The organism is Pseudomonas sp. R1-15 (genome assembly GCF_051132085.1).
Taxonomy (GTDB): Bacteria; Pseudomonadota; Gammaproteobacteria; order Pseudomonadales; family Pseudomonadaceae; genus Aquipseudomonas.
In genome coordinates this window covers 4977020-4995629 of sequence record NZ_CP071660.1, presented here as the reverse complement: position 1 = coordinate 4995629, position 18610 = coordinate 4977020, and the positions used below count along the sequence as shown (strand labels likewise).

The 18610-nt window shown below is 61.9% G+C and carries 19 protein-coding genes; 10 read left to right on the top strand and 9 right to left on the bottom strand.

Translation table 11 applies throughout. The features are described 5' to 3' along the window. Position 1 precedes the first annotated feature (1 nt). Positions 2–1726, bottom strand: coding sequence for a tetratricopeptide repeat protein (locus J3P97_RS22530; protein ID WP_434628330.1), 1725 nt, complete (start codon positions 1724–1726; stop codon positions 2–4). Between the two features lie 181 nt (positions 1727–1907). Here J3P97_RS22530 and hemA point away from each other — a divergent pair, with 181 nt between their 5' ends. The 6 genes from hemA to J3P97_RS22500 all read left to right on the top strand — a co-directional run bounded on the left by hemA (position 1908) and on the right by J3P97_RS22500 (position 7285). Beyond that, positions 1908–3194 (top strand): glutamyl-tRNA reductase, encoded by a 1287-nt coding sequence (gene hemA, locus J3P97_RS22525; RefSeq protein WP_434571844.1) that lies wholly within the window; start codon positions 1908–1910, stop codon positions 3192–3194. Next, on the top strand, positions 3194–4276 hold the full coding sequence (gene prfA, locus J3P97_RS22520; protein WP_305498846.1) for a peptide chain release factor 1: 1083 nt from the start codon (positions 3194–3196) through the stop codon (positions 4274–4276). Before hemA ends, prfA begins: the two co-directional genes overlap by 1 nt. Positions 4277–4290: 14 nt before the next feature. After that, the gene (gene prmC, locus J3P97_RS22515; protein WP_434655702.1) at positions 4291–5121 is read left to right on the top strand and encodes a peptide chain release factor N(5)-glutamine methyltransferase; all 831 of its coding nucleotides are present in this window, start codon (positions 4291–4293) and stop codon (positions 5119–5121) included. Further along, a complete protein-coding gene (locus J3P97_RS22510; protein WP_434571848.1) occupies positions 5115–5870 on the top strand; it encodes a molybdopterin-synthase adenylyltransferase MoeB in 756 nt (251 codons plus the stop codon). The genes prmC and J3P97_RS22510 overlap by 7 nt, the downstream gene beginning before the upstream one ends. Beyond that, the gene (gene murI, locus J3P97_RS22505; RefSeq protein ID WP_434628342.1) at positions 5863–6654 is read left to right on the top strand and encodes a glutamate racemase; all 792 of its coding nucleotides are present in this window, start codon (positions 5863–5865) and stop codon (positions 6652–6654) included. Before J3P97_RS22510 ends, murI begins: the two co-directional genes overlap by 8 nt. Before the next feature lie 112 nt (positions 6655–6766). Continuing rightward, positions 6767–7285 carry an acyloxyacyl hydrolase gene (locus J3P97_RS22500; RefSeq protein ID WP_434571851.1) on the top strand — a complete coding sequence of 173 codons (519 nt, stop codon included), beginning with the start codon at positions 6767–6769 and terminating at the stop codon, positions 7283–7285. Between the two features lie 116 nt (positions 7286–7401). Here the strand turns inward: J3P97_RS22500 and J3P97_RS22495 are convergent, their stop codons facing one another. The 6 genes from J3P97_RS22495 to J3P97_RS22470 form a co-directional block, all read right to left on the bottom strand. Then, positions 7402–7707: a YkgJ family cysteine cluster protein gene (locus J3P97_RS22495; RefSeq protein WP_434571853.1), complete on the bottom strand. Its 306-nt coding sequence runs from the start codon at positions 7705–7707 to the stop codon at positions 7402–7404. Between the two features lie 28 nt (positions 7708–7735). Beyond that, positions 7736–8500, bottom strand: coding sequence for an SDR family NAD(P)-dependent oxidoreductase (locus tag J3P97_RS22490; protein ID WP_434672798.1), 765 nt, complete (start codon positions 8498–8500; stop codon positions 7736–7738). 111 nt (positions 8501–8611) lie between these two features. Beyond that, complete coding sequence (phrB, locus tag J3P97_RS22485; RefSeq protein ID WP_434601827.1) at positions 8612–10045, bottom strand: deoxyribodipyrimidine photo-lyase; 1434 nt, start codon at positions 10043–10045, stop codon at positions 8612–8614. A gap of 12 nt (positions 10046–10057) precedes the next feature. Further along, positions 10058–10996, bottom strand: a complete 939-nt coding sequence (locus J3P97_RS22480) for a MerR family transcriptional regulator (protein WP_434672797.1) — start codon at positions 10994–10996, stop codon at positions 10058–10060. Next, a complete protein-coding gene (locus J3P97_RS22475; RefSeq protein WP_434571859.1) occupies positions 10996–11958 on the bottom strand; it encodes a YbgA family protein in 963 nt (320 codons plus the stop codon). Before J3P97_RS22475 ends, J3P97_RS22480 begins: the two co-directional genes overlap by 1 nt. 172 nt (positions 11959–12130) lie before the next feature. Next, positions 12131–13117, bottom strand: a complete 987-nt coding sequence (locus tag J3P97_RS22470; RefSeq protein WP_434672796.1) for an NAD(P)/FAD-dependent oxidoreductase — start codon at positions 13115–13117, stop codon at positions 12131–12133. Between the two features lie 196 nt (positions 13118–13313). On the opposite strand from J3P97_RS22470, the gene J3P97_RS22465 reads away from it, so the two are divergent. Then, the gene (locus J3P97_RS22465; protein WP_434571863.1) at positions 13314–14213 is read left to right on the top strand and encodes a TIGR01777 family oxidoreductase; all 900 of its coding nucleotides are present in this window, start codon (positions 13314–13316) and stop codon (positions 14211–14213) included. 13 nt (positions 14214–14226) lie between these two features. After that, entirely contained in the window at positions 14227–15252 is a 1026-nt protein-coding gene (hemH, locus tag J3P97_RS22460) for a ferrochelatase (RefSeq protein ID WP_434672795.1), read from the top strand. Between the two features lie 126 nt (positions 15253–15378). On the opposite strand, the gene J3P97_RS22455 is transcribed toward hemH, so the two are convergent. Together J3P97_RS22455 and upp are read right to left on the bottom strand one after the other, a co-directional pair. Beyond that, positions 15379–16653 carry a uracil-xanthine permease family protein gene (locus J3P97_RS22455; protein WP_434571867.1) on the bottom strand — a complete coding sequence of 425 codons (1275 nt, stop codon included), beginning with the start codon at positions 16651–16653 and terminating at the stop codon, positions 15379–15381. Between the two features lie 2 nt (positions 16654–16655). Beyond that, complete coding sequence (gene upp, locus J3P97_RS22450; RefSeq protein ID WP_434571869.1) at positions 16656–17294, bottom strand: uracil phosphoribosyltransferase; 639 nt, start codon at positions 17292–17294, stop codon at positions 16656–16658. Between the two features lie 163 nt (positions 17295–17457). Here upp and J3P97_RS22445 point away from each other — a divergent pair, with 163 nt between their 5' ends. Next, on the top strand, positions 17458–18015 hold the full coding sequence (locus tag J3P97_RS22445; protein ID WP_434571871.1) for a hypoxanthine-guanine phosphoribosyltransferase: 558 nt from the start codon (positions 17458–17460) through the stop codon (positions 18013–18015). Between the two features lie 4 nt (positions 18016–18019). Continuing rightward, positions 18020–18493, top strand: a complete 474-nt coding sequence (locus J3P97_RS22440) for a WbuC family cupin fold metalloprotein (protein ID WP_434571872.1) — start codon at positions 18020–18022, stop codon at positions 18491–18493. Positions 18494–18610 lie beyond the last annotated feature (117 nt).

Here is an 18610-nt window from a genome sequence, read left to right as displayed (position 1 = left end):
CTTAAAGAGTCTCTGATCCGGTCAGGCGTTTGATGGTGCTGCGCAGAATCGGGCTGTCGGGCTGTTCCTTGAGGAATTTGCTCCAGATCTGCCGGGCCTCGCGCTGTTTGCCGTTGGCCCACAGGACTTCACCCAGGTGAGCGGCGACTTCCTGATCGGGGAAGCGCTCCAGGGCCTGGCGCAACAGGCGTTCGGCTTCGTCGAGATTGCCCAGGCGAAAATTCACCCAGCCAAGGCTGTCGAGCACAGCAGGGTCTTCCGGATTGATCTGATGGGCTTTCTCGATCAGCACCTTGGCTTCATCGTAGCGGGTGGTGCGATCCGACAAGGTGTAGCCGAGGGCGTTGAGCGCCATGGCGTTGTCGGGATCACGCTGGATGATCAGACGCAGGTCCTTTTCCATCTGGGCCAGGTCATTGCGTTTTTCCGCCAGCATGGATCGGGTATACAGCAGGTTCAGGTCGTCCGGGTATTGCTTCAAGGCTTGTTGCAGCACGGCCCAGGCTTTGTCGCTCTGGTTGTTCGCCGCCAGGGTCTCGGCCTCGATCAGGTAGAGCTGGATGCCGTAGTCCGGCTGGGTGTCGCGCTGGATGGCCAGGCGACTCTGGGCCTCGGCCGCCCGACCATTGCCGATCAGGATGTCGGCCTGGCGCAACTGCGCGGGCAGGTAGTCGTTACCCGGGCCGACCTGGGCGTACTCGATCAGCGCGCTTTCGGGGTCGTTGCGTTCTTCGGCGATGCGCCCCAGGTTCAGGTGGGCCGAATCGACGTGGCTTTCGCGGGCGATCAGGTCCTCCAGATAGCCCTTGGCTTCTTCCCAGGCCTTGGCTTCCAGGCAGACCAACGCCAGGGAATAGCGCAGGTCGTCGTCTTCAGGGTACTGCTGGACCAGGCTGGAAAACTCGACCTTGGCATCATCCATGCGGTTGTTTTCCACCAGCATGCGCGCATAGGTGAGGCGCAGGCGTTTGTCGTCCGGGTATTTCTTGATGCTTTTTTCCATCAGCGGCAGGGCTTCATCGCCGCGATTCATGCTTTGCAAGAGGCGGGCGCGTAACAGGATAGGCGCCACTTCGCCGGGTTCCGGCGGGTTGTCTTCCAGCAGCGTGAGGGCGCCCTGGGAGTCGCCGTTCTGTTGCAAGAGCAAGGCCTTGCCAAAAATCAGCTGCCCGTTGTTCGGGTGACGCTGCAGCAGGCGGTCGAAACTCTTCATCAGGCCGTCGCGGGTTTCCTGGTCGGTATCGGCCGCAGACAGCGCGAGGAAATCGAAATGGGTATCGCCCTTGCCCAGCAGGACTTTCTCCATATACATCATGGAATCGTCGTAACGGCCCGCGCGCGCCAGTTGCACGGCGGCGGCGCGTTGCGCTTCGAGATCGTCGGGTGCGTTCCTGGCCCAGATCAGCGCCGTATCCAGCGCGGGCTGGTCGGCCCCCAGGTATTCGGCGATGCGAAAGGCCCGCTCGGAGATGCCCGGATCCTGGGTGTTGACGGCCTGGGTCACATAGTTGTCCAAGGCAATATCGAAGCGATTGCGCTGGCCGGCCAGTTCTGCGCTCAACAGGCTGAAGATGGTTTCTTCGCTGAACGATCCGTAGACCTTGGGCTTTTCGGGGGCCGGGGTGCTGTCTTCGACCGGTGGCGTACCGTCCGTCGAGACGGGGGCCATGGACTGGCAGCCGCCGAGGAAGGCAAAAGCGAGGAGCAACGCGAAAGATCTATTCATATAGGAAGAGGGCGACTAACCTGCGGTCGGATCATCATGACACAAGCCATCGGCCAAACATAACCGAGTCTCGGTGGATGCCTCATAGGCACAGGTAATTGTGACAATAGTCGGTGGTAGTTGTTCTGAATCTGACGAAGTAGGACAATTGCCGGCTTCACGTCACCACCAGCGACCTTGAATGGCCTTCCTTGCACTTGGTATCAACCACAAGACTGCTTCAGTAGACGTCCGCGAGCGGGTGGCCTTTACGCCTGAGCAGCTGGTGGAGGCCCTGCAGCAGCTCTGCCGACTCACCGACAGCCGAGAAGCTGCGATTCTCTCCACCTGCAATCGCAGTGAGCTTTATATAGAGCAGGATCACGTTTCGGCCGATTCGGTGCTGCGCTGGCTGGCCCAATACCATGATCTGAGCCTTGAAGAACTGCGCGCCAGTGCCTATGTGCATGAGGACGATGCGGCAGTTCGTCACATGATGCGCGTCGCCTCCGGGCTCGATTCGCTGGTGCTGGGCGAACCGCAGATTCTCGGCCAGATGAAATCGGCCTACGCCGTGGCCCGCGAGGCCGGAACGGTTGGCCCGCTGCTGGGGCGTCTGTTCCAGGCCACCTTCAATGCCGCCAAGCAAGTACGCACCGACACTGCCATTGGCGAAAACCCGGTGTCCGTGGCGTTCGCCGCCGTCAGCCTGGCGAAACAGATTTTCAGTGATTTGCAACGCAGCCAGGCGCTGCTGATCGGCGCGGGCGAGACCATCACCCTGGTCGCCCGGCACCTGCACGACCTCGGCGTGAAGCGCATCGTGGTCGCCAACCGCACCCTGGAGCGCGCCAGCACCCTGGCCGAGCAGTTCGGCGCTCATGCAGTGCTGCTCTCGGACATTCCCGCCGAGCTGGTGCACAGCGACATCGTCATCAGTTCCACCGCCAGCCAACTGCCGATCCTCGGCAAGGGCGCGGTGGAAAGCGCCCTGAAGCTGCGCAAGCACAAGCCGATCTTCATGGTCGATATCGCCGTTCCCCGCGACATCGAGCCGGAAGTGGGCGAACTCGACGACGTTTACCTCTACAGTGTCGATGACCTGCACGAAGTCGTTGCCGAGAACCTCAAGAGCCGTCAGGGCGCGGCCCAGGCGGCGGAGGAAATGATCACCGTTGGCGCCGAGGACTTCATGGTGCGCCTGCGCGAGCTGGCGGCGGTGGATGTGCTCAAGGCGTATCGTCAGCAAAGCGAGCGGCTACGCGACGAAGAATTGCAAAAGGCCCAGCGCCTGCTGGCCAACGGCGGCAGCGCCGAAGAGGTGTTGGTGCAACTGGCGCGTGGCCTGACCAACAAATTGCTTCACGCGCCCAGTGTCCAGCTCAAGAAGCTGACCGCCGAAGGCCGCCTCGATGCGCTGGCCATGGCCCAGGAACTTTTCGCCCTCGGTGAAGCTTCACCGGATGGCTTATCGGATAAGAAACCGTAATGAAAGCGTCACTGCTCAATAAGCTGGATATTCTCCAGGACCGTTTCGAGGAACTGACCGCCTTGCTGGGCGATGGCGAAGTCATTTCCGACCAGAACAAATTTCGCACCTACTCCAAGGAGTACGCGGAAGTCGAGCCGATCGTTGCGACCTACAAGCAGTTGCTCAAGGTGCAAAGCGACCTTGAGGGCGCCCAGGCGCTGCTCAAGGACAGCGACCCGGACCTGCGCGAGATGGCCGTGGAAGAAGTTCGCGAAGCCAAGGAGCAACTGGTCGAGCTGGAAAGCAACCTGCAACGCATGCTGTTGCCCAAGGACCCGAACGACGGGCGCAACGTGTTCCTCGAAATCCGCGCCGGCACTGGCGGCGACGAGGCGGCGATCTTTTCCGGCGACCTGTTCCGCATGTATTCGCGCTACGCCGAGCGTCGCGGCTGGCGGGTCGAGATCCTCTCGGAAAACGAAGGCGAACACGGCGGCTATAAAGAAGTTATCGCCCGGGTCGAGGGCGATAACGTCTATGGCAAGTTGAAGTTCGAGTCCGGCGCCCACCGCGTACAACGCGTGCCGGCCACCGAATCCCAGGGGCGCATCCATACGTCCGCCTGCACCGTGGCGGTCTTGCCCGAGCCGGACGAACAGGAAGCCATCGAGATCAACCCGGCGGACCTGCGCGTCGACACCTACCGGTCTTCCGGCGCGGGCGGCCAGCACGTGAACAAGACCGACTCGGCGATCCGCATCACGCACTTGCCCTCGGGCATCGTGGTGGAGTGCCAGGAAGAGCGCTCCCAGCACAAGAACCGCGCGCGGGCGATGGCCTGGTTGTCGGCCAAGCTCAACGACCAGCAAACCAGCGCCGCCGCCAATGCCATCGCCAGCGAACGCAAGTTGCTGGTGGGCTCGGGCGACCGTTCCGAGCGGATCCGTACCTACAACTTTGCCCAGGGCCGGGTCACCGACCACCGTGTCAACCTGACCCTGTATTCCCTCGACGAAATTCTTGCAGGTGGTGTCGACGCCGTCATCGAGCCCTTGCTCGCTGAATACCAGGCCGACCAGCTGGCCGCGATTGGCGAGTAAGCAGAGGTAAACCCATGACCATCATCGCCAGCTTGCTTCGCGCCGCGCAATTGCCGGATTCGCCCAGTCCACGACTGGACGCCGAGCTGTTGCTGGCCGCCGCCCTGGGCAAGTCCCGCAGCTTCCTGCACACCTGGCCCGAGCGAATCGTGCCGAGCGAGGCGGCGCTGTTGTTTTCCGAATACTTGCGTCGCCGTCGCTCCGGCGAGCCGGTGGCTTATATTCTCGGGCAGCAGGGTTTCTGGAAGCTCGACCTGGAAGTCGCGCCCCATACGCTGATCCCCCGACCCGACACTGAACTGTTGGTCGAGACCGCACTGGCATTGTTGCCAGCCACGCCCGCCCGGGTCCTCGACCTTGGCACCGGCAGCGGCGCGATTGCCCTGGCGCTGGCCAGCGAGCGTCCGGCCTGGAACGTCACGGCGGTCGACCGGGTGCTGGAAGCCGTGGCCCTGGCCGAGCGCAATCGCCAGCGCCTGGGCCTGCGCAATGTCACGGTGCTCAGCAGTCACTGGTTCAGCGCCCTGGAAGGCGAGCGTTTCGACCTGATCATCAGCAACCCGCCTTATATAGCCGCCAGCGATCCGCACCTGGCCGAGGGCGATGTGCGCTTCGAGCCGGCCAGTGCGCTGGTGGCGGGGGCGGACGGTCTCGACGACTTGCGTGCAATCATCGCCCAGGCCCCCGATCATCTCGGGGCAGGCGGCTGGCTGATGCTGGAGCACGGTTATGACCAGGCCGAGGCGGTGCGTGGTCTGTTGCAAAAGCAAGGGTTTGCCGAAGTCCACAGTCGCAAGGATCTGGGTAATCACGAACGCATCAGCCTGGGACGCCTGCCGTGCTGAATGATCAAGAACTGCTGCGCTACAGTCGCCAGATTCTGTTGCAGCACATCGACATCGATGGGCAGCTGCGCCTCAAGCAGGGCCGCGTATTGATCATCGGCCTCGGTGGCCTGGGCGCCCCGGTGGCGTTGTACCTGGCCGCCGCTGGCGTCGGCGAGTTGCACCTGGCGGATTTCGACACGGTCGACCTGACCAACCTTCAGCGACAGATCATTCACGACACCGATAGCGTCGGCCTCACCAAGGTCGATTCGGCGGTGCGTCGCCTGACCGCCATCAATCCCGAGGTTCGCCTGGTTTCCCATTCGACCGCCATGGATGAAGACTCCCTGGCCGGCGCGGTGGCGGCGGTGGATGTGGTGCTCGACTGTTCCGACAACTTTGCTACCCGCGAAGCGGTGAATGCGGCGTGTGTCACCGCCGCCAAGCCCCTGGTCAGCGGCGCAGCGATTCGCCTGGAAGGGCAACTGTCGGTATTCGACCCACGTCGCCCTGAAAGTCCTTGTTACCACTGCCTTTACGGTCACGGCAGCGAAGCCGAACTGACCTGCAGCGAAGCCGGTGTGCTCGGGCCGCTGGTGGGTTTGGTAGGCAGTCTCCAGGCGCTGGAAGCCTTGAAGTTGCTGGCGGGTTTCGGTGAGCCCCTGGTGGGGCGCCTGCTGCTGATCGATGCCCTGGGCACGCGTTTTCGCGAACTACGCGTCAAGCGCGATCCGCGCTGCGGTGTCTGCGGTAACCGGCATGCGTGAGGCGCCGGTCGGTGTGTTCGACTCGGGTGTCGGCGGGCTGTCGGTGCTGGGGGAAATCCGTCGGCTGTTGCCCAATGAGTCGCTGCTGTACGTTGGCGACTGCGGGCATATTCCCTATGGCGAAAAAAGCCCGGAATTCATCCGGCAGCGCTGCGCGGTCATTGCCGATTTTTTCCAGCGCGAGGGCGCCAAGGCGCTGGTGGTGGCCTGCAACACCGCGACAGTCGCCGGGGTGGCTGACCTGCGTCGCGACTACCCCGACTGGCCCATCGTCGGTATGGAGCCGGCGGTCAAGCCGGCTGCCGCCGCGACGCGAAGCGGCATCGTTGGCGTGCTGGCAACGACTGGCACCTTGCAGAGCGCCAAATTTGCCGCGTTGCTCGACCGCTTCGCCACGGATGTCCGCGTGATCACGCAGCCTTGTCCGGGACTGGTGGAATTGATCGAGGCGGGGGACCTGCATAGTTCGGCCTTGCACCAACTGCTACAAGGCTACGTCAACCCGCTGCTGGCGGCTGGCTGCGACACACTGATCCTTGGCTGTACGCACTATCCATTCCTCAAGCCGTTGCTCAAACAGATGATTCCCGCCCATATCAGTCTGATCGATACGGGCGCCGCCGTGGCCCGGCAACTCCAGCGCTTGTTGGCGGAGCGGGCGCTACTGGCTGACGGGCCTGCCAGCGAAACTCAATTCTGGAGTAGCGCTGATCCGATACATTTAAGAAATATCCTACCGATGCTATGGAATTCGTCTGGCATTGTGCGAAGCTTCGTTCTGTAAAAAAACGTGAAAATTATGTGAATCGTGCTGAACTTCTGATTTGGCGTGGATTTCTATAGCTGTGTCTTCTGTAAGAAAAACTAACTAAGGCTGTCGGAAAAGGATGTTTCTAATGAAGCGTTTATTCTGCTTTGCCGCATTTGCGGCTGCGTTGCTGGGGCACACTTACACCGCACAGGCGGCGGGCGTGGAATTCGGGGTTGGCCAGACCGGCGACTCGACCATGACTTATCGCCTGGGCATGCAATTCGATTGGGACAAGAGCTGGCTGCAGAGCGACGTGGGTCGCCTGACCGGTTACTGGAGCGGTGCCTATACGTACTGGGAGGGGGACGAAACTTCGAGCAACCACAGCCTGTCGTTCTCGCCAGTCCTGGTGTATGAGTTTGCTGGTCAGAACGTGAAGCCTTACATCGAGGCAGGCGTCGGTGTTGCGCTGTTTGAAAACACTGAAATCGAAAGCAACAAGCTCGGCACAGCGTTCCAGTTCGAAGACCGCATCGGCTTTGGCCTGCGCTTCAATGGCGGGCATGAAGTCGGCATCCGTGCCACTCACTATTCCAACGCCGGCATCAAGTCGACCAACGACGGTGTGGAAAGCTACGCATTGCATTACACAATGCCGCTGTAACAAAACGCTTGGGCACAGTGGGAGCGAGCCTGCTCGCGAAGCGTTGGGTCAGTCGGGTTGATATTGGCTGGCCCAGCGCATTCGCGAGCAGGCTCGCTCCCACATAAAAGCTTCTTTTATCTGTACGCCGTTGCAATGCCCTGGCGCTCTTCCAGGCATTCTGGCGCACCCATCTCGAACTCCCGGCAGATCAGTGGGCGCTTTTCGTAGATTGTGCATCTCATGGTGTCGCGATCCAGCGCCGCGCACCAGCCGTCGTCAAGACGCAGCATCACTTCTCCACCCCAGTCATCCGTGTCGATGAAGCGCTCGGGCACGCCGGTGTCGGTGATCAACATGACTTCCAGTTGGCAGCAGCACGCCGCACACGTTGAACACGTGACGGCCGGGGCGGGGATTTCGTGCAGCGGGATGGTCTTCATGGCGCGCAGTGTAAGGCAAGCGCGCTATTCAGGGGCGTCCCTTGATCGGGCACTGGTAACTGTCCGAACGTGAATGCGCGCCCGCCAGCACCGTGTCGTTCGATGGCAATGGCCAAAGCAGGTCCATGGTCATGGCGGGCAGGATCACTTCAAGGGGACGTTCGGTCAGTTGGGTCAGGATGTGATGGGCCGCCGTTTCAGCAGACCAGCGAATCGACGGCGGCAAGCCATCTTCGACGGCCGGCGATGAGTTGTCGAACCCTGGGTGCACGATGGTCACGTCAATGCCATCGCGGGCCAGTTTGCCGCGAGCCGATTCGAATAGAAAACGCATTCCGCAGTCGCCGGCCTCGAATTGCGAGGGCGGCAGATAGGTCAGCGGACTGGCGATGCCCACCAGATGGGTCCCGTTGCCGGCGCGCAGCAATGGCGCGGCCGCCTCGATACACAGGCTGGCGGCCAGCAGGTTGCTGCGCACGATGTGCTCGATGATCGATGGGGTGACGGGTTGTCCGCTGATGTATTCGGCGGTTCCGGCGTTGATGATCACGGTATCCAGGGAGCCCCATTCCTGGGCGATTCGCTCGCCCGCCTCGCGTACGGCCTGACTGTCGGTCAAATTGCCGGCCACGATCAGGACCTGTCCTGGATATCTTGCCGAAAGCGCATCGCACGGCAAGCGTGAGCTGACAGCCAGATGGGCGCCGGTACGCAGTATCGATTCGGCCAAAGAGGCGCCAATTCCGTTACCGGCGCCGGTCAGCCAGTATCGCCGTGGCGGTGTCAAACCCATTACTCACTCCTTGTTTACCGGACGATGCGCATTTTTTAACGACTATATCGTCATACTATTGAGAATGGCAGCCCGCATCGGCCGACCCCTATTCGTTCACCGCACAAATCCTCAACCGGCGTCCTGCCGTGACGGCAGGTTTCTGAACGCTGCCAGGGCGCGGGCCCTGGACTGGCTGAGGTCGACGATCGGAGCGGGGTAGTCCACCGCACCAAACAAATCGCCACGGGTATTCGGGCTATGGACATCCGGCTTATCGAGATCGTTCAGTTCGGGTAACCAGCGTTTGATGAACAACCCCTCGCGGTCGAATTTTTCCGATTGGCTCAACGGATTGAAAATCCGGAACCAGGGCGCCGAGTCGGTGCCGGTCGAGGCGCTCCACTGCCAGCCGCCATTGTTTGCCGCCAGGTCACCATCGATCAGGTGCTGCATGAAAAAGCGTTCGCCCTCACGCCAATCGATCAACAGGTTCTTGGTCAGGAACATCGCCACCACCATCCGTAGGCGGTTATGCATCCAGCCGGTCTCCAGCAATTGGCGCATGGCAGCGTCAATGATCGGCAAGCCTGTACGGGCTTCTTTCCACGCCGCCAGTGCCTGGGGGTCGTTGCGCCAGGCCAGGGCCTCGGTTTCCGGGCGGAACGCGCAGTGGCGCGATACGCGGGGGAATCCCACCAGAACGTGTTTATAAAACTCGCGCCAGAGCAGTTCATTGATCCAGGTCACGGCTCCGACGTTTCCGCTTTCGAACTCGCCCTGATTGGCCTGCAGCGCGGCGTGCAGGCACTGGCGCGGTGAAACCACGCCGGCCACCAGATAGGCCGACAGCTGGCTGGTCCCGGGTCTGGCCGGAAAATCCCGTTCGCTCTGGTAGTAATCGATGTGTTGCTCGACGAACGACTCGAGCCGGCGCCGGGCTTCGCTTTCGCCGGCGGGCCAGAGATCGCGCAGGTCCGCATTCGGCGGGTTGAATCCTTCAACCTGCGTCGGCAGCGGATCGCTGGCGATGGCCGTAGGTGCCTGCCGAACAGGCGCGGGCACCAGGCTCGGTAACGAAAAATGCAGACGGCTATAGCAGACCTTGCGAAATTGGCTGAACACCTTGAAATAACTGCCGGTCTTGGTCAGGACGCTGCCGGGCTTGAACAGGAGCTGGTCGAGATGGCTGCGAAATTCCACGCCCTCATCCTTTAGCGCCCGGGCGACGTCGGCGTCGCGCCGGGTTTCATTCAGGCCGTATTCCTCGTTGACGTGTACGGCACCGATGCCCAGCTCGCGACATAAAGTGACCAGCACTTGCGGGGCCTGATTCCAATACTCCGTGTTGCGGATCAGCAATGGGATGTTCAGTTCCGCCAGGGCCGTGCTCAATGTCGCGAGGTTGCGCAACCAGAAATCGATCTTGCAGGGTGCGTCGTCATGGGCCGCCCATTGCTTCGGGCTCGGCAGGTAGACCGCTACGCAGGGCCCCCGGGCAGCGGCGGCCGCCAGGGCGGTGTTGTCGTGCAGGCGCAAGTCGCTGCGCAGCCAGATCAATTGCATGGTTTTTTCCAACTAGAGGAGTTCTCTGCGGCTCAGTTCGCGATGAGCCGATAGCGGGTCTTCGGCCCAGCTGACGTTGCTCATTGCCGCGCTTGCAGACAGCTTGGCCTGGTGAATCGAGGCGGCGGGGCCGGCGATGATGATCGGGCAGTCGAGCCCGCTCAGCAGCCTGGGCAATTGCGACAGGTTCAGTGCCTGGCTCGAATACAGCAGCACGCCGCGGGCCTTGAGCCGTTCGACCGCCAACGCCAGCTCACCGGCCGGGAGCGGCCCGTCGAACACCTCCACGGGACAGTCGGCGCTGCTTGCCAGCCAGGCGGTGAGCCACAACTGGGGCTCCTGCGGCACCTCGGACTGGTTGATCATCAACAGCGGTGCGCCGCGCAACTGGCGGTTGTTGTGGTAGATCCGGCTGCCGAATTTGCTGCGCAGCCAGGAGTACAGGAAGACCTTTTCCAGCTGCGCGCCGAACTGGCTCTGCCAGCGCAATTGCAACTCGCCCAGCAAGGGCAGGAGCAACTGTTCACAAACAGTCCAAGGCGGATACAGCGCCATGGCCTGGTTCACCGAATCATCGACCTGACGCTCGGCCAGTTGCGTCACCGCCAGCATCAGGGCATGGCGCTGACGTTGCCAGTCGTCTTCCAACGGTTCGCCTGACGGCTGCGGTGTGTCGAGCAACGGTTTTATCTTGCTCACTGCCACGCCACGATCGATCCAGGTGAGGATGCTCAGGATCCGCTGCACATGTTCGCGGTTGAACAAGCGATGGCCCTTGGGCGTACGGTGCGGCACGATCAACCCGTAGCGCCGCTCCCAGGCTCGCAGCGTGACGGCATTTACGCCGGTTTGCCGGGCGACTTCGCGGATCGGCAGCCAGCCCTGCGCGAGGGCCTTGGCGAAATCGGCGCCCAGGTCTTCGCTGGCGCTGGAGTCGAGTTCGTTCTTCATCAAATGGCGTTTCGCAAGCTGAGGTTCTCTGGGTGCGGTTGCAGGTACACCTGTTGGGCGAGATAGGGGTCGGGGTGCTGACGCAGATGATGCTTGAGCAATGTGAGCGGCACCACCAGTGGCACGATACCAAGACGGTATTGCCCGATCAGGTGCTGCACCTCCTGCTTGTCATCGGCATCAATGGCACGCTTGAGGTAACCGCTCAGGTGCTGCAGGACGTTGGTGTGCGTGCGTCGGGTGGCGCATTTCTTCAAGGCCGCCATCAGCGCGCTGAAATAACGCTGGCCCAGTTCGTCCGGATCGGCCTTGCCCATGTTGCCTAACATGTTGCCCAACGCCTTGTATTGCTCAGGGTTGTGGGCCATCAACAGGTACTTGTAGCGTGAGTGAAATTCAATCAGGTCGCGTCGGGTCAGCCCGCGGCGGCGCAGCGGTTGCCAGGCGGCATAGGCGAATACACGGGTCAGAAAGTTCTCGCGCAGTACCGGATCGTTGAGGCGGCCGTCTTCTTCCACCGGCAAGTCGGGGTGGCGCTCGCAAAAGGCCTGGGCGTAGACACCACGTCCACCGCCGTCCTGCGGGACGCCGTTGTGGTCGTAGACCTTGACCCGCTCCAGCCCGCAGGACGGCGACTTCTGCATGAAGATATAGCCGCAGATGTCATCCAGCTCAGCGGCCATTTGTTGACCGTAATCGGCCAATGGCTGGGTCACGTCGAGGTCTCGCTTCACCGTGCCGACCGCGTCGGGGCGCGCGGGGTTGCCAACCAGCCGGATCGGCTCGCGCGGGACGCCCAGGCCAATGGCGACTTCCGGACACACCGGCACGAAATCGAAGTATTCGACCAGCGTGCGGCTGCACAACGGCGATTGCTTGTGACCACCATTGAAGCGCACTTCAGCGCCCATCAGGCAGGCGCTGATGGCAATTTTCGGTTTGGCGATAGCTTCGTTGGGCATGGGCGACCTCTGCTGGGTAAATCTTGTACATGTACTATTGTTTGTACAATATTTTCATCATAGGTCGGTATGCGAACAAGTCAACCGATTGTTCCAGGCCGAAGGGTGGCGTTGTGACCTTGCCGCCGGCTGCTGCCTCTCGCGACAGCAGCGGATGGCCTGGGGAATGCGCTCACTGAAGGCTGGCGTGCAAGCGACGGGCGGCATCCTGGCCACTGAGCCATGCTCCTTCGACCCGGCCGGACAGGCACCAGTCTCCGCACACATACAAGCCCAGGTCGGCATCGGCCAGGGCGCCCCATTCGTGGCTGCCGGCGGGACGGGCATACAGCCAGCGATGGGCCACGCTGAAGCTCGGCGCGGGCATCGCGCTGTGCAGCAGTTCTGCGAAGGCGCCGTGCAAATGCTCGATCACCGCTTCCTTGGGCATGTCGATGTGCTGGCGGCTCCAGTCGCTGCTTGCATGCAGCACCCAGGTGTCGAGCTTGGCATCGCGCCCTGGTTTACTGCGGTTGCGGGCCAGCCAGTCGAGGGGGCTGTCCTGGACGAAGCAGCCCTCCATGGGCGTATCCAGGGGTTGTTCAAAGGCCAGCGCCACTGCCCAGGTGGGGTCCATTTTCACCCCGGCGGCGACGCCGGCCAGTTTCGGCACGGCGGCGAGCAACGCCGTGGCCTGGGGCGCGGGCGTGGCAATCACGACCTGGCCGAACGGGCCGTGGGTAAACCCTTCGGCGTCCTGCAGGTGCCAGTGTTCCTGGCCACGAAAGACCTCGGTGATGCGGCAGGAAAACTGCACCTGTAGCTCGCCGAGCAGGGCGCGGGTAATCGCGCTCATGCGCGGGGTACCGACCCAGCGGGTCTGCTCGTCCGGCGAGGGGCTCATCTGCCCGTCCTGGAAGTGATAGAGCTGCGGGTTCCATTCCGCCGCCCAGCCGTTGGCTTGCCAGCGCTGGACTTCCGTGACGAAGCGCCGATCCCGGGCGGTGAAATATTGTGCGCCCATGTCCAGCGCGCCGGCGTCGCTGCGCTTGCTGGACATGCGGCCGCCGCTGCCATGGCTTTTATCGAAGAGTTGAACGACATGCCCGGCCTCCGTCAGGGCCTGGGCGGCTGAAAGTCCGGCGATGCCGGTGCCGATGATTGCGATGGGTACAGTCATGAGGGCCTCGTTTACCTTTCTGTACAGACTACGCCGTCGTTTAATCCTGTACAATTCTGGTTTTTGGTATAAGTTTTACCGTTCGCGTTTTGGCGGGTTGTCCTATTGTTAGGTACAGACCCTGTCCGATATGAAAAATGCCTACTTATAAAAATAGACTAATGGGCCAGGTAAAACGCGAGCCGAGGGACATCTCATGCACATATTGCTGACCGGCGGTACTGGTTTGATCGGACGTCAACTCTGCCGGCACTGGCTGGAGCAGGGACATCGCCTGACGGTCTGGAGTCGTCGGCCCGAACAGGTGGCGAAAATCTGTGGCGCGCAGGTGCGCGGTATCGCCAGCCTCGATGAGCTTGGCGAGCCGGTGGACGCGGTCGTCAACCTTGCCGGCGCGCCTATCGGCGACAGGCCCTGGAGCCATAAACGCAAGATGCTGCTGTGGAGCAGCCGCGTCACGCTGACCGAGGTTCTGCTGGCCTGGCTGGAGCGTTGCGAACAGAAACCGCGGGTGCTGATTTCCGGCTCTGCGGTGGGCTGGTATGGCGACGGCGGCGAGCGGGAGTTGACCGAAGAATCCGGGCCGGTCAGCGAAGACTTCGCCAGCCAGTTGTGCATCGCCTGGGAAGAAACCGCGCAACGTGCAGAAGCCTTGGGCATACGTGTGGTGCTGGTTCGCACCGGCCTGGTCCTGTCTGCAGAGGGCGGCTTTTTGTCGCGGCTGTTGCTGCCGTTCAAACTGGCAATGGGCGGGCGTATCGGCAGCGGGCGGCAGTGGATGCCCTGGATTCATATCGACGATCAAATCGCCCTGATTGATTTTCTTCTGCACCGCAGCGATGCCAGCGGTCCTTATAATGCCTGCGCACCGAACCCGGTGCGCAACCGCGATTTCGCCAAGGCCCTGGGGCACGTACTGCATCGCCCGGCCGTGGTGCCGATGCCGGAGCTTGCGTTGAAAATCGCTTTGGGGGAGTTGTCATTGCTGTTGCTGGGAGGCCAGCGCGCCACGCCCGCCCGATTGCAGGCGGCGGGGTTTTCATTCCGGTTCACTGAGTTGTCTGCGGCCCTGGAAGATTTGTCGGGTCGCCTTTGAAATAGGACGTTGCATGACCGATCACGCGTTGCTTCTGGTGAATCTGGGTTCGCCTGCCTCCACCTCGGTGGCCGATGTACGCCGCTACCTCAACCAATTTCTGATGGACCCCTACGTCATCGACCTGCCATGGCCGGTGCGGCGGCTACTGGTGTCGCTGATCCTGGTCAAGCGCCCCGAGCAATCGGCCCACGCCTATGCCTCGATCTGGTGGGAAGAGGGCTCGCCGCTGGTGGTCCTCAGTCGCCGCCTGCAACAGGCCATGAAAGCGCAATGGACCCAGGGCCCGGTGGAGCTGGCAATGCGTTATGGCGAGCCATCGATCGAATCGACCCTGGTGCGCCTGGCAAGCCAGGGACACACCAAAATCACCCTGGCGCCGCTGTATCCGCAGTTCGCCGACAGCACCGTGACCACGGTCATCGAAGAAGCCAAGCGGGTAGTGCGCGAGAAAAAGCTCAAGGTGCAGTTCTCGATTCTCCAGCCCTTCTATGACCAGCCGGAATATATCGATGCCCTGGTTGCCAGCGCCAAGCCGTACCTGATGCAGGATTACGATCATCTGTTGCTGAGTTTCCATGGCCTGCCGGAACGGCACCTGACCAAGCTCGACCCTACGGGCTATCACTGCTTCAAGGACGCCGATTGCTGCCGGAACGCGCCGCCGGAAGTCATGGCCACGTGTTACCGCGCCCAGTGTATTCGTACCGCCGAGCTGTTCGCCCGGCAGATGGGGCTAGCGGATGGCAAATGGTCGGTGTCGTTTCAGTCGCGACTGGGACGGGCCAAGTGGATCGAACCTTATACCGAGGCGCGCCTGGACGAACTGGCCAAAAGCGGCGTGAAGAAAGTACTGGTGATGTGCCCGGCATTCGTTGCCGATTGCATCGAGACGCTGGAAGAAATCGGCGACCGCGGGCGCGAGCAGTTTCGCGAAGCGGGAGGGGAGGAGTTGGTACTGGTGCCGTGTCTCAATGACGATCCGCAGTGGGCGAAGGTGTTGAGCACCCTTTGCGAGCGGGCGCCGCTGGCGTTGTAGATCTCATCGGCCCCTTCGCGAGCAGGCTCGCTCCCACAAGGAAAGCGTGTGGTCACAAAGTTTGTGTTCACAACATCCCCTGTGGGAGCGAGCCTGCTCGCGAAGCTTCTGACTGACGACGAAAACTCAGATCAGCGGCTCATCCGCCTTCTTCTGCTTCCAGCCATCGTTGCCCGGCAAGATCAGGTTCAACGCGATCGCCACCACGGCGCACAGCGCGATGCCCTTGAGGCCGAAGTCGTCCGGGCCGGTACCGGTGCCGACCAGTACGCCGCCGATGCCGAACACCAGCGTCACCGAAACGATCACCAGGTTGCGTGCTTCGCCCAGGTCGATCTTGTGGCGGATCAGCGTATTCATGCCCACCGCCGCGATCGAACCGAACAACAGGCACAGGATCCCGCCCATCACCGGCACCGGGATGCTTTGCAGCAGTGCGCCGAACTTGCCGATGAACGCCAGGCTGATCGCGAAGATCGAGGCCCAGGTCATGATCTTCGGGTTGTAGTTCTTGGTCAGCATCACCGCGCCAGTCACTTCGGCATAGGTGGTGTTGGGCGGGCCGCCGAACAGGCCGGCTGCGGTGGTGGCGATACCGTCACCGAACAGCGTGCGGTGCAGGCCGGGTTTTTTCAGGTAGTCGCGACCGGTCACGCTACCCACGGCGATCACCCCGCCGATGTGTTCGATCGCTGGCGCCAGGGCTACCGGCACGATGAACAGGATCGCTTGCCAGTTGAATTCCGGCGCGGTGAAGGCCGGCAGGGCGAACCAGGGGGCGGCGGCGATTTTCGCGGTGTCGACGACGCCGAAGAAAAACGCCATGGCAAAACCCACCAATACGCCGGAGATGATCGGCACCAGGCGGAAGATGCCTTTGCCGAACACGGCGACGATCAGGGTAGTGAGCAACGCCGGCATCGAGATCAGCATCGCGGTCTGATAAGGAATCAGCTCGGTGCCGTCGCCGGCCTTGCCCATCGCCATATTTGCAGCGATCGGCGCCATCGCCAGGCCGATGGAAATAATCACCGGGCCGATTACTACTGGCGGCAACAGCCGGTCAATGAAGCCGGTGCCCTTGATCTTCACCGCCAGGCCCAGGAACGTATAGACAAAACCGGCCGCCATCACGCCGCCCATGGTCGCGGCCAGGCCGAACTGGCCCTTGGCGAGAATGATCGGCGTGATGAAAGCAAAACTCGACGCCAGGAATACCGGCACCTGACGCCCGGTAACGATCTGGAACAGGATCGTCCCCAGGCCCGCCGTGAACAGCGCCACGTTCGGGTCCAGGCCAGTGATCAGCGGCATCAGCACCAGCGCGCCGAAGGCGACGAACAGCATCTGTGCGCCGGACAGCACCTGACGCCAGAGCGGATCGTTGAATTCGTCCTGCATGCTCAGGCGTCCTTCTGCTTGGTGCCGAAGATCTTGTCGCCGGCATCGCCCAGGCCCGGGATGATGTAGCCGTGTTCGTTGAGTTTCTGGTCAATGGAGGCGGTGTAGATGGTCACGTCGGGGTGGGCATCTTCCACGGCCTGGATGCCTTCGGGCGCGGCGACCAGGACCATGGCGCGGATGTCCCGGCAACCGGCTTTTTTCAGCAGGTCGATGGTTGCAACCATGGAGCTGCCGGTGGCGAGCATCGGGTCGATGATCATCGCCAGGCGCTCGTCGATCTCCGGCACCAGTTTTTCCAGGTAGGTATGGGCCTGCAGGGTTTCCTCGTTGCGGGCCACGCCGACGGCGCTGACCTTGGCACCCGGAATCAGGCTCAGGACGCCTTCGAGCATGCCGATACCGGCACGCAGGATCGGCACCACGGTAATCTTCTTGCCGGCGATTTTTTCCACCTGCACCGTGCCCGCCCAACCGGCGATCTCGTAGGATTCCAGCGGCAGGTCCTTGGTGGCTTCGTAGGTGAGCAGGGCACCGACTTCCTGGGCGAGCTCGCGGAAGTTCTTCGTGCTGATGTCGGCGCGGCGCATCAGGCCGAGTTTATGTCTGATCAGCGGGTGGCGGATCTCGAGGATGGGCATGGGGAAGGCTCCGGCGGCGGGCAAAAAAACCGGCCTAGATTAATCTATCCGAGGGTGTTGTCCTATAGACAATACAGAACGTTAGTCCACAAACGCTTGATCTGGCCGGGCGGGATGCGTACCTTTGCCCGCTTTTCCGCAAACGCCACCCTTGGAGAGCGCCATGTCCGCTGATCTCGAGCATATCCGTCAAGTCATGCGAGAGGCTGACTGCCTGTACACCGAAGCTGAAGTCGAAGCGGCCATTGCCCGTGTCGGTGCGCAAATCAACGATCAGTTGGCTGACCGCAACCCGGTGGTGTTCTGCGTGATGAATGGCGGGCTGATTTTCTCCGGCAAGCTGCTGACCTGCCTGAACTTCCCGTTGGAAGCTTCCTACCTGCACGCCACCCGCTATCGCAACGAAACCAGCGGCGGCGACCTGTTCTGGAAAGCCAAGCCGGAAGTCTCGTTCATCGACCGCGACGTGCTGATCATCGACGATATCCTCGATGAAGGTCACACCCTGGGCGCGATCATCGACTTCTGCAAACACGCTGGCGCCCGTGCCGTACATACCGCCGTGCTGATCGACAAGGACCACGACCGCAAGGCCCGTCCCGACCTGAAGGCCGACTTCGTCGGTTTGCCGTGCATCGATCGCTACATCTTTGGCTACGGCATGGACTACAAAGGCTACTGGCGTAACGCCAATGGTATTTTTGCCGTCAAGGGGATGTAACCGTATGGATCGGCCAACGTTCCTGGACCAAGCCCTGTTCGATGAACTGGCCGAGAAAGCCGCGGCCAATCCCCGTGGACGGCAACACCACAACCTTCACCAGATGGACGAACCGTGCCATCGCATGGCGGTGGGCTTGCAGCCGTCTACCTACATCCCGCCGCATCGCCATTTGAGCGCCGACAAGGCGGAAACCCTGCTGGTGCTCAGGGGCCGGCTCGGTGTGTTGATCTTCGATGAAACCGGGACGGTGATCGACAAGCGAATCCTCCAGGCCGGCGCTGATTGCCTCGGTATCGACCTGCCGGCCGGGGTATATCACGGCCTGGTCGTGCTTGAAGCCGACAGCCTGATGTTCGAATGCAAGGCCGGCCCGTACCGGCCGGTGGGCGACGGCGAGCTGGCTCATTGGGCCCCCCGCGAAGGTGAACCCGGCGTGGCGCAATACCAGGCCTGGATGCGCGCTCAGTTCGATTGATCGGTATCCCCTGTGGCAAGGACGCTTTTGTGGCGAGGGAGCTTGCTCCCGCTCGGTTGCGCAGCAACCGCAAGATGGCCTGCTGCGCACTGGAGCGCCAGCCGGCCCAGCGGGAGC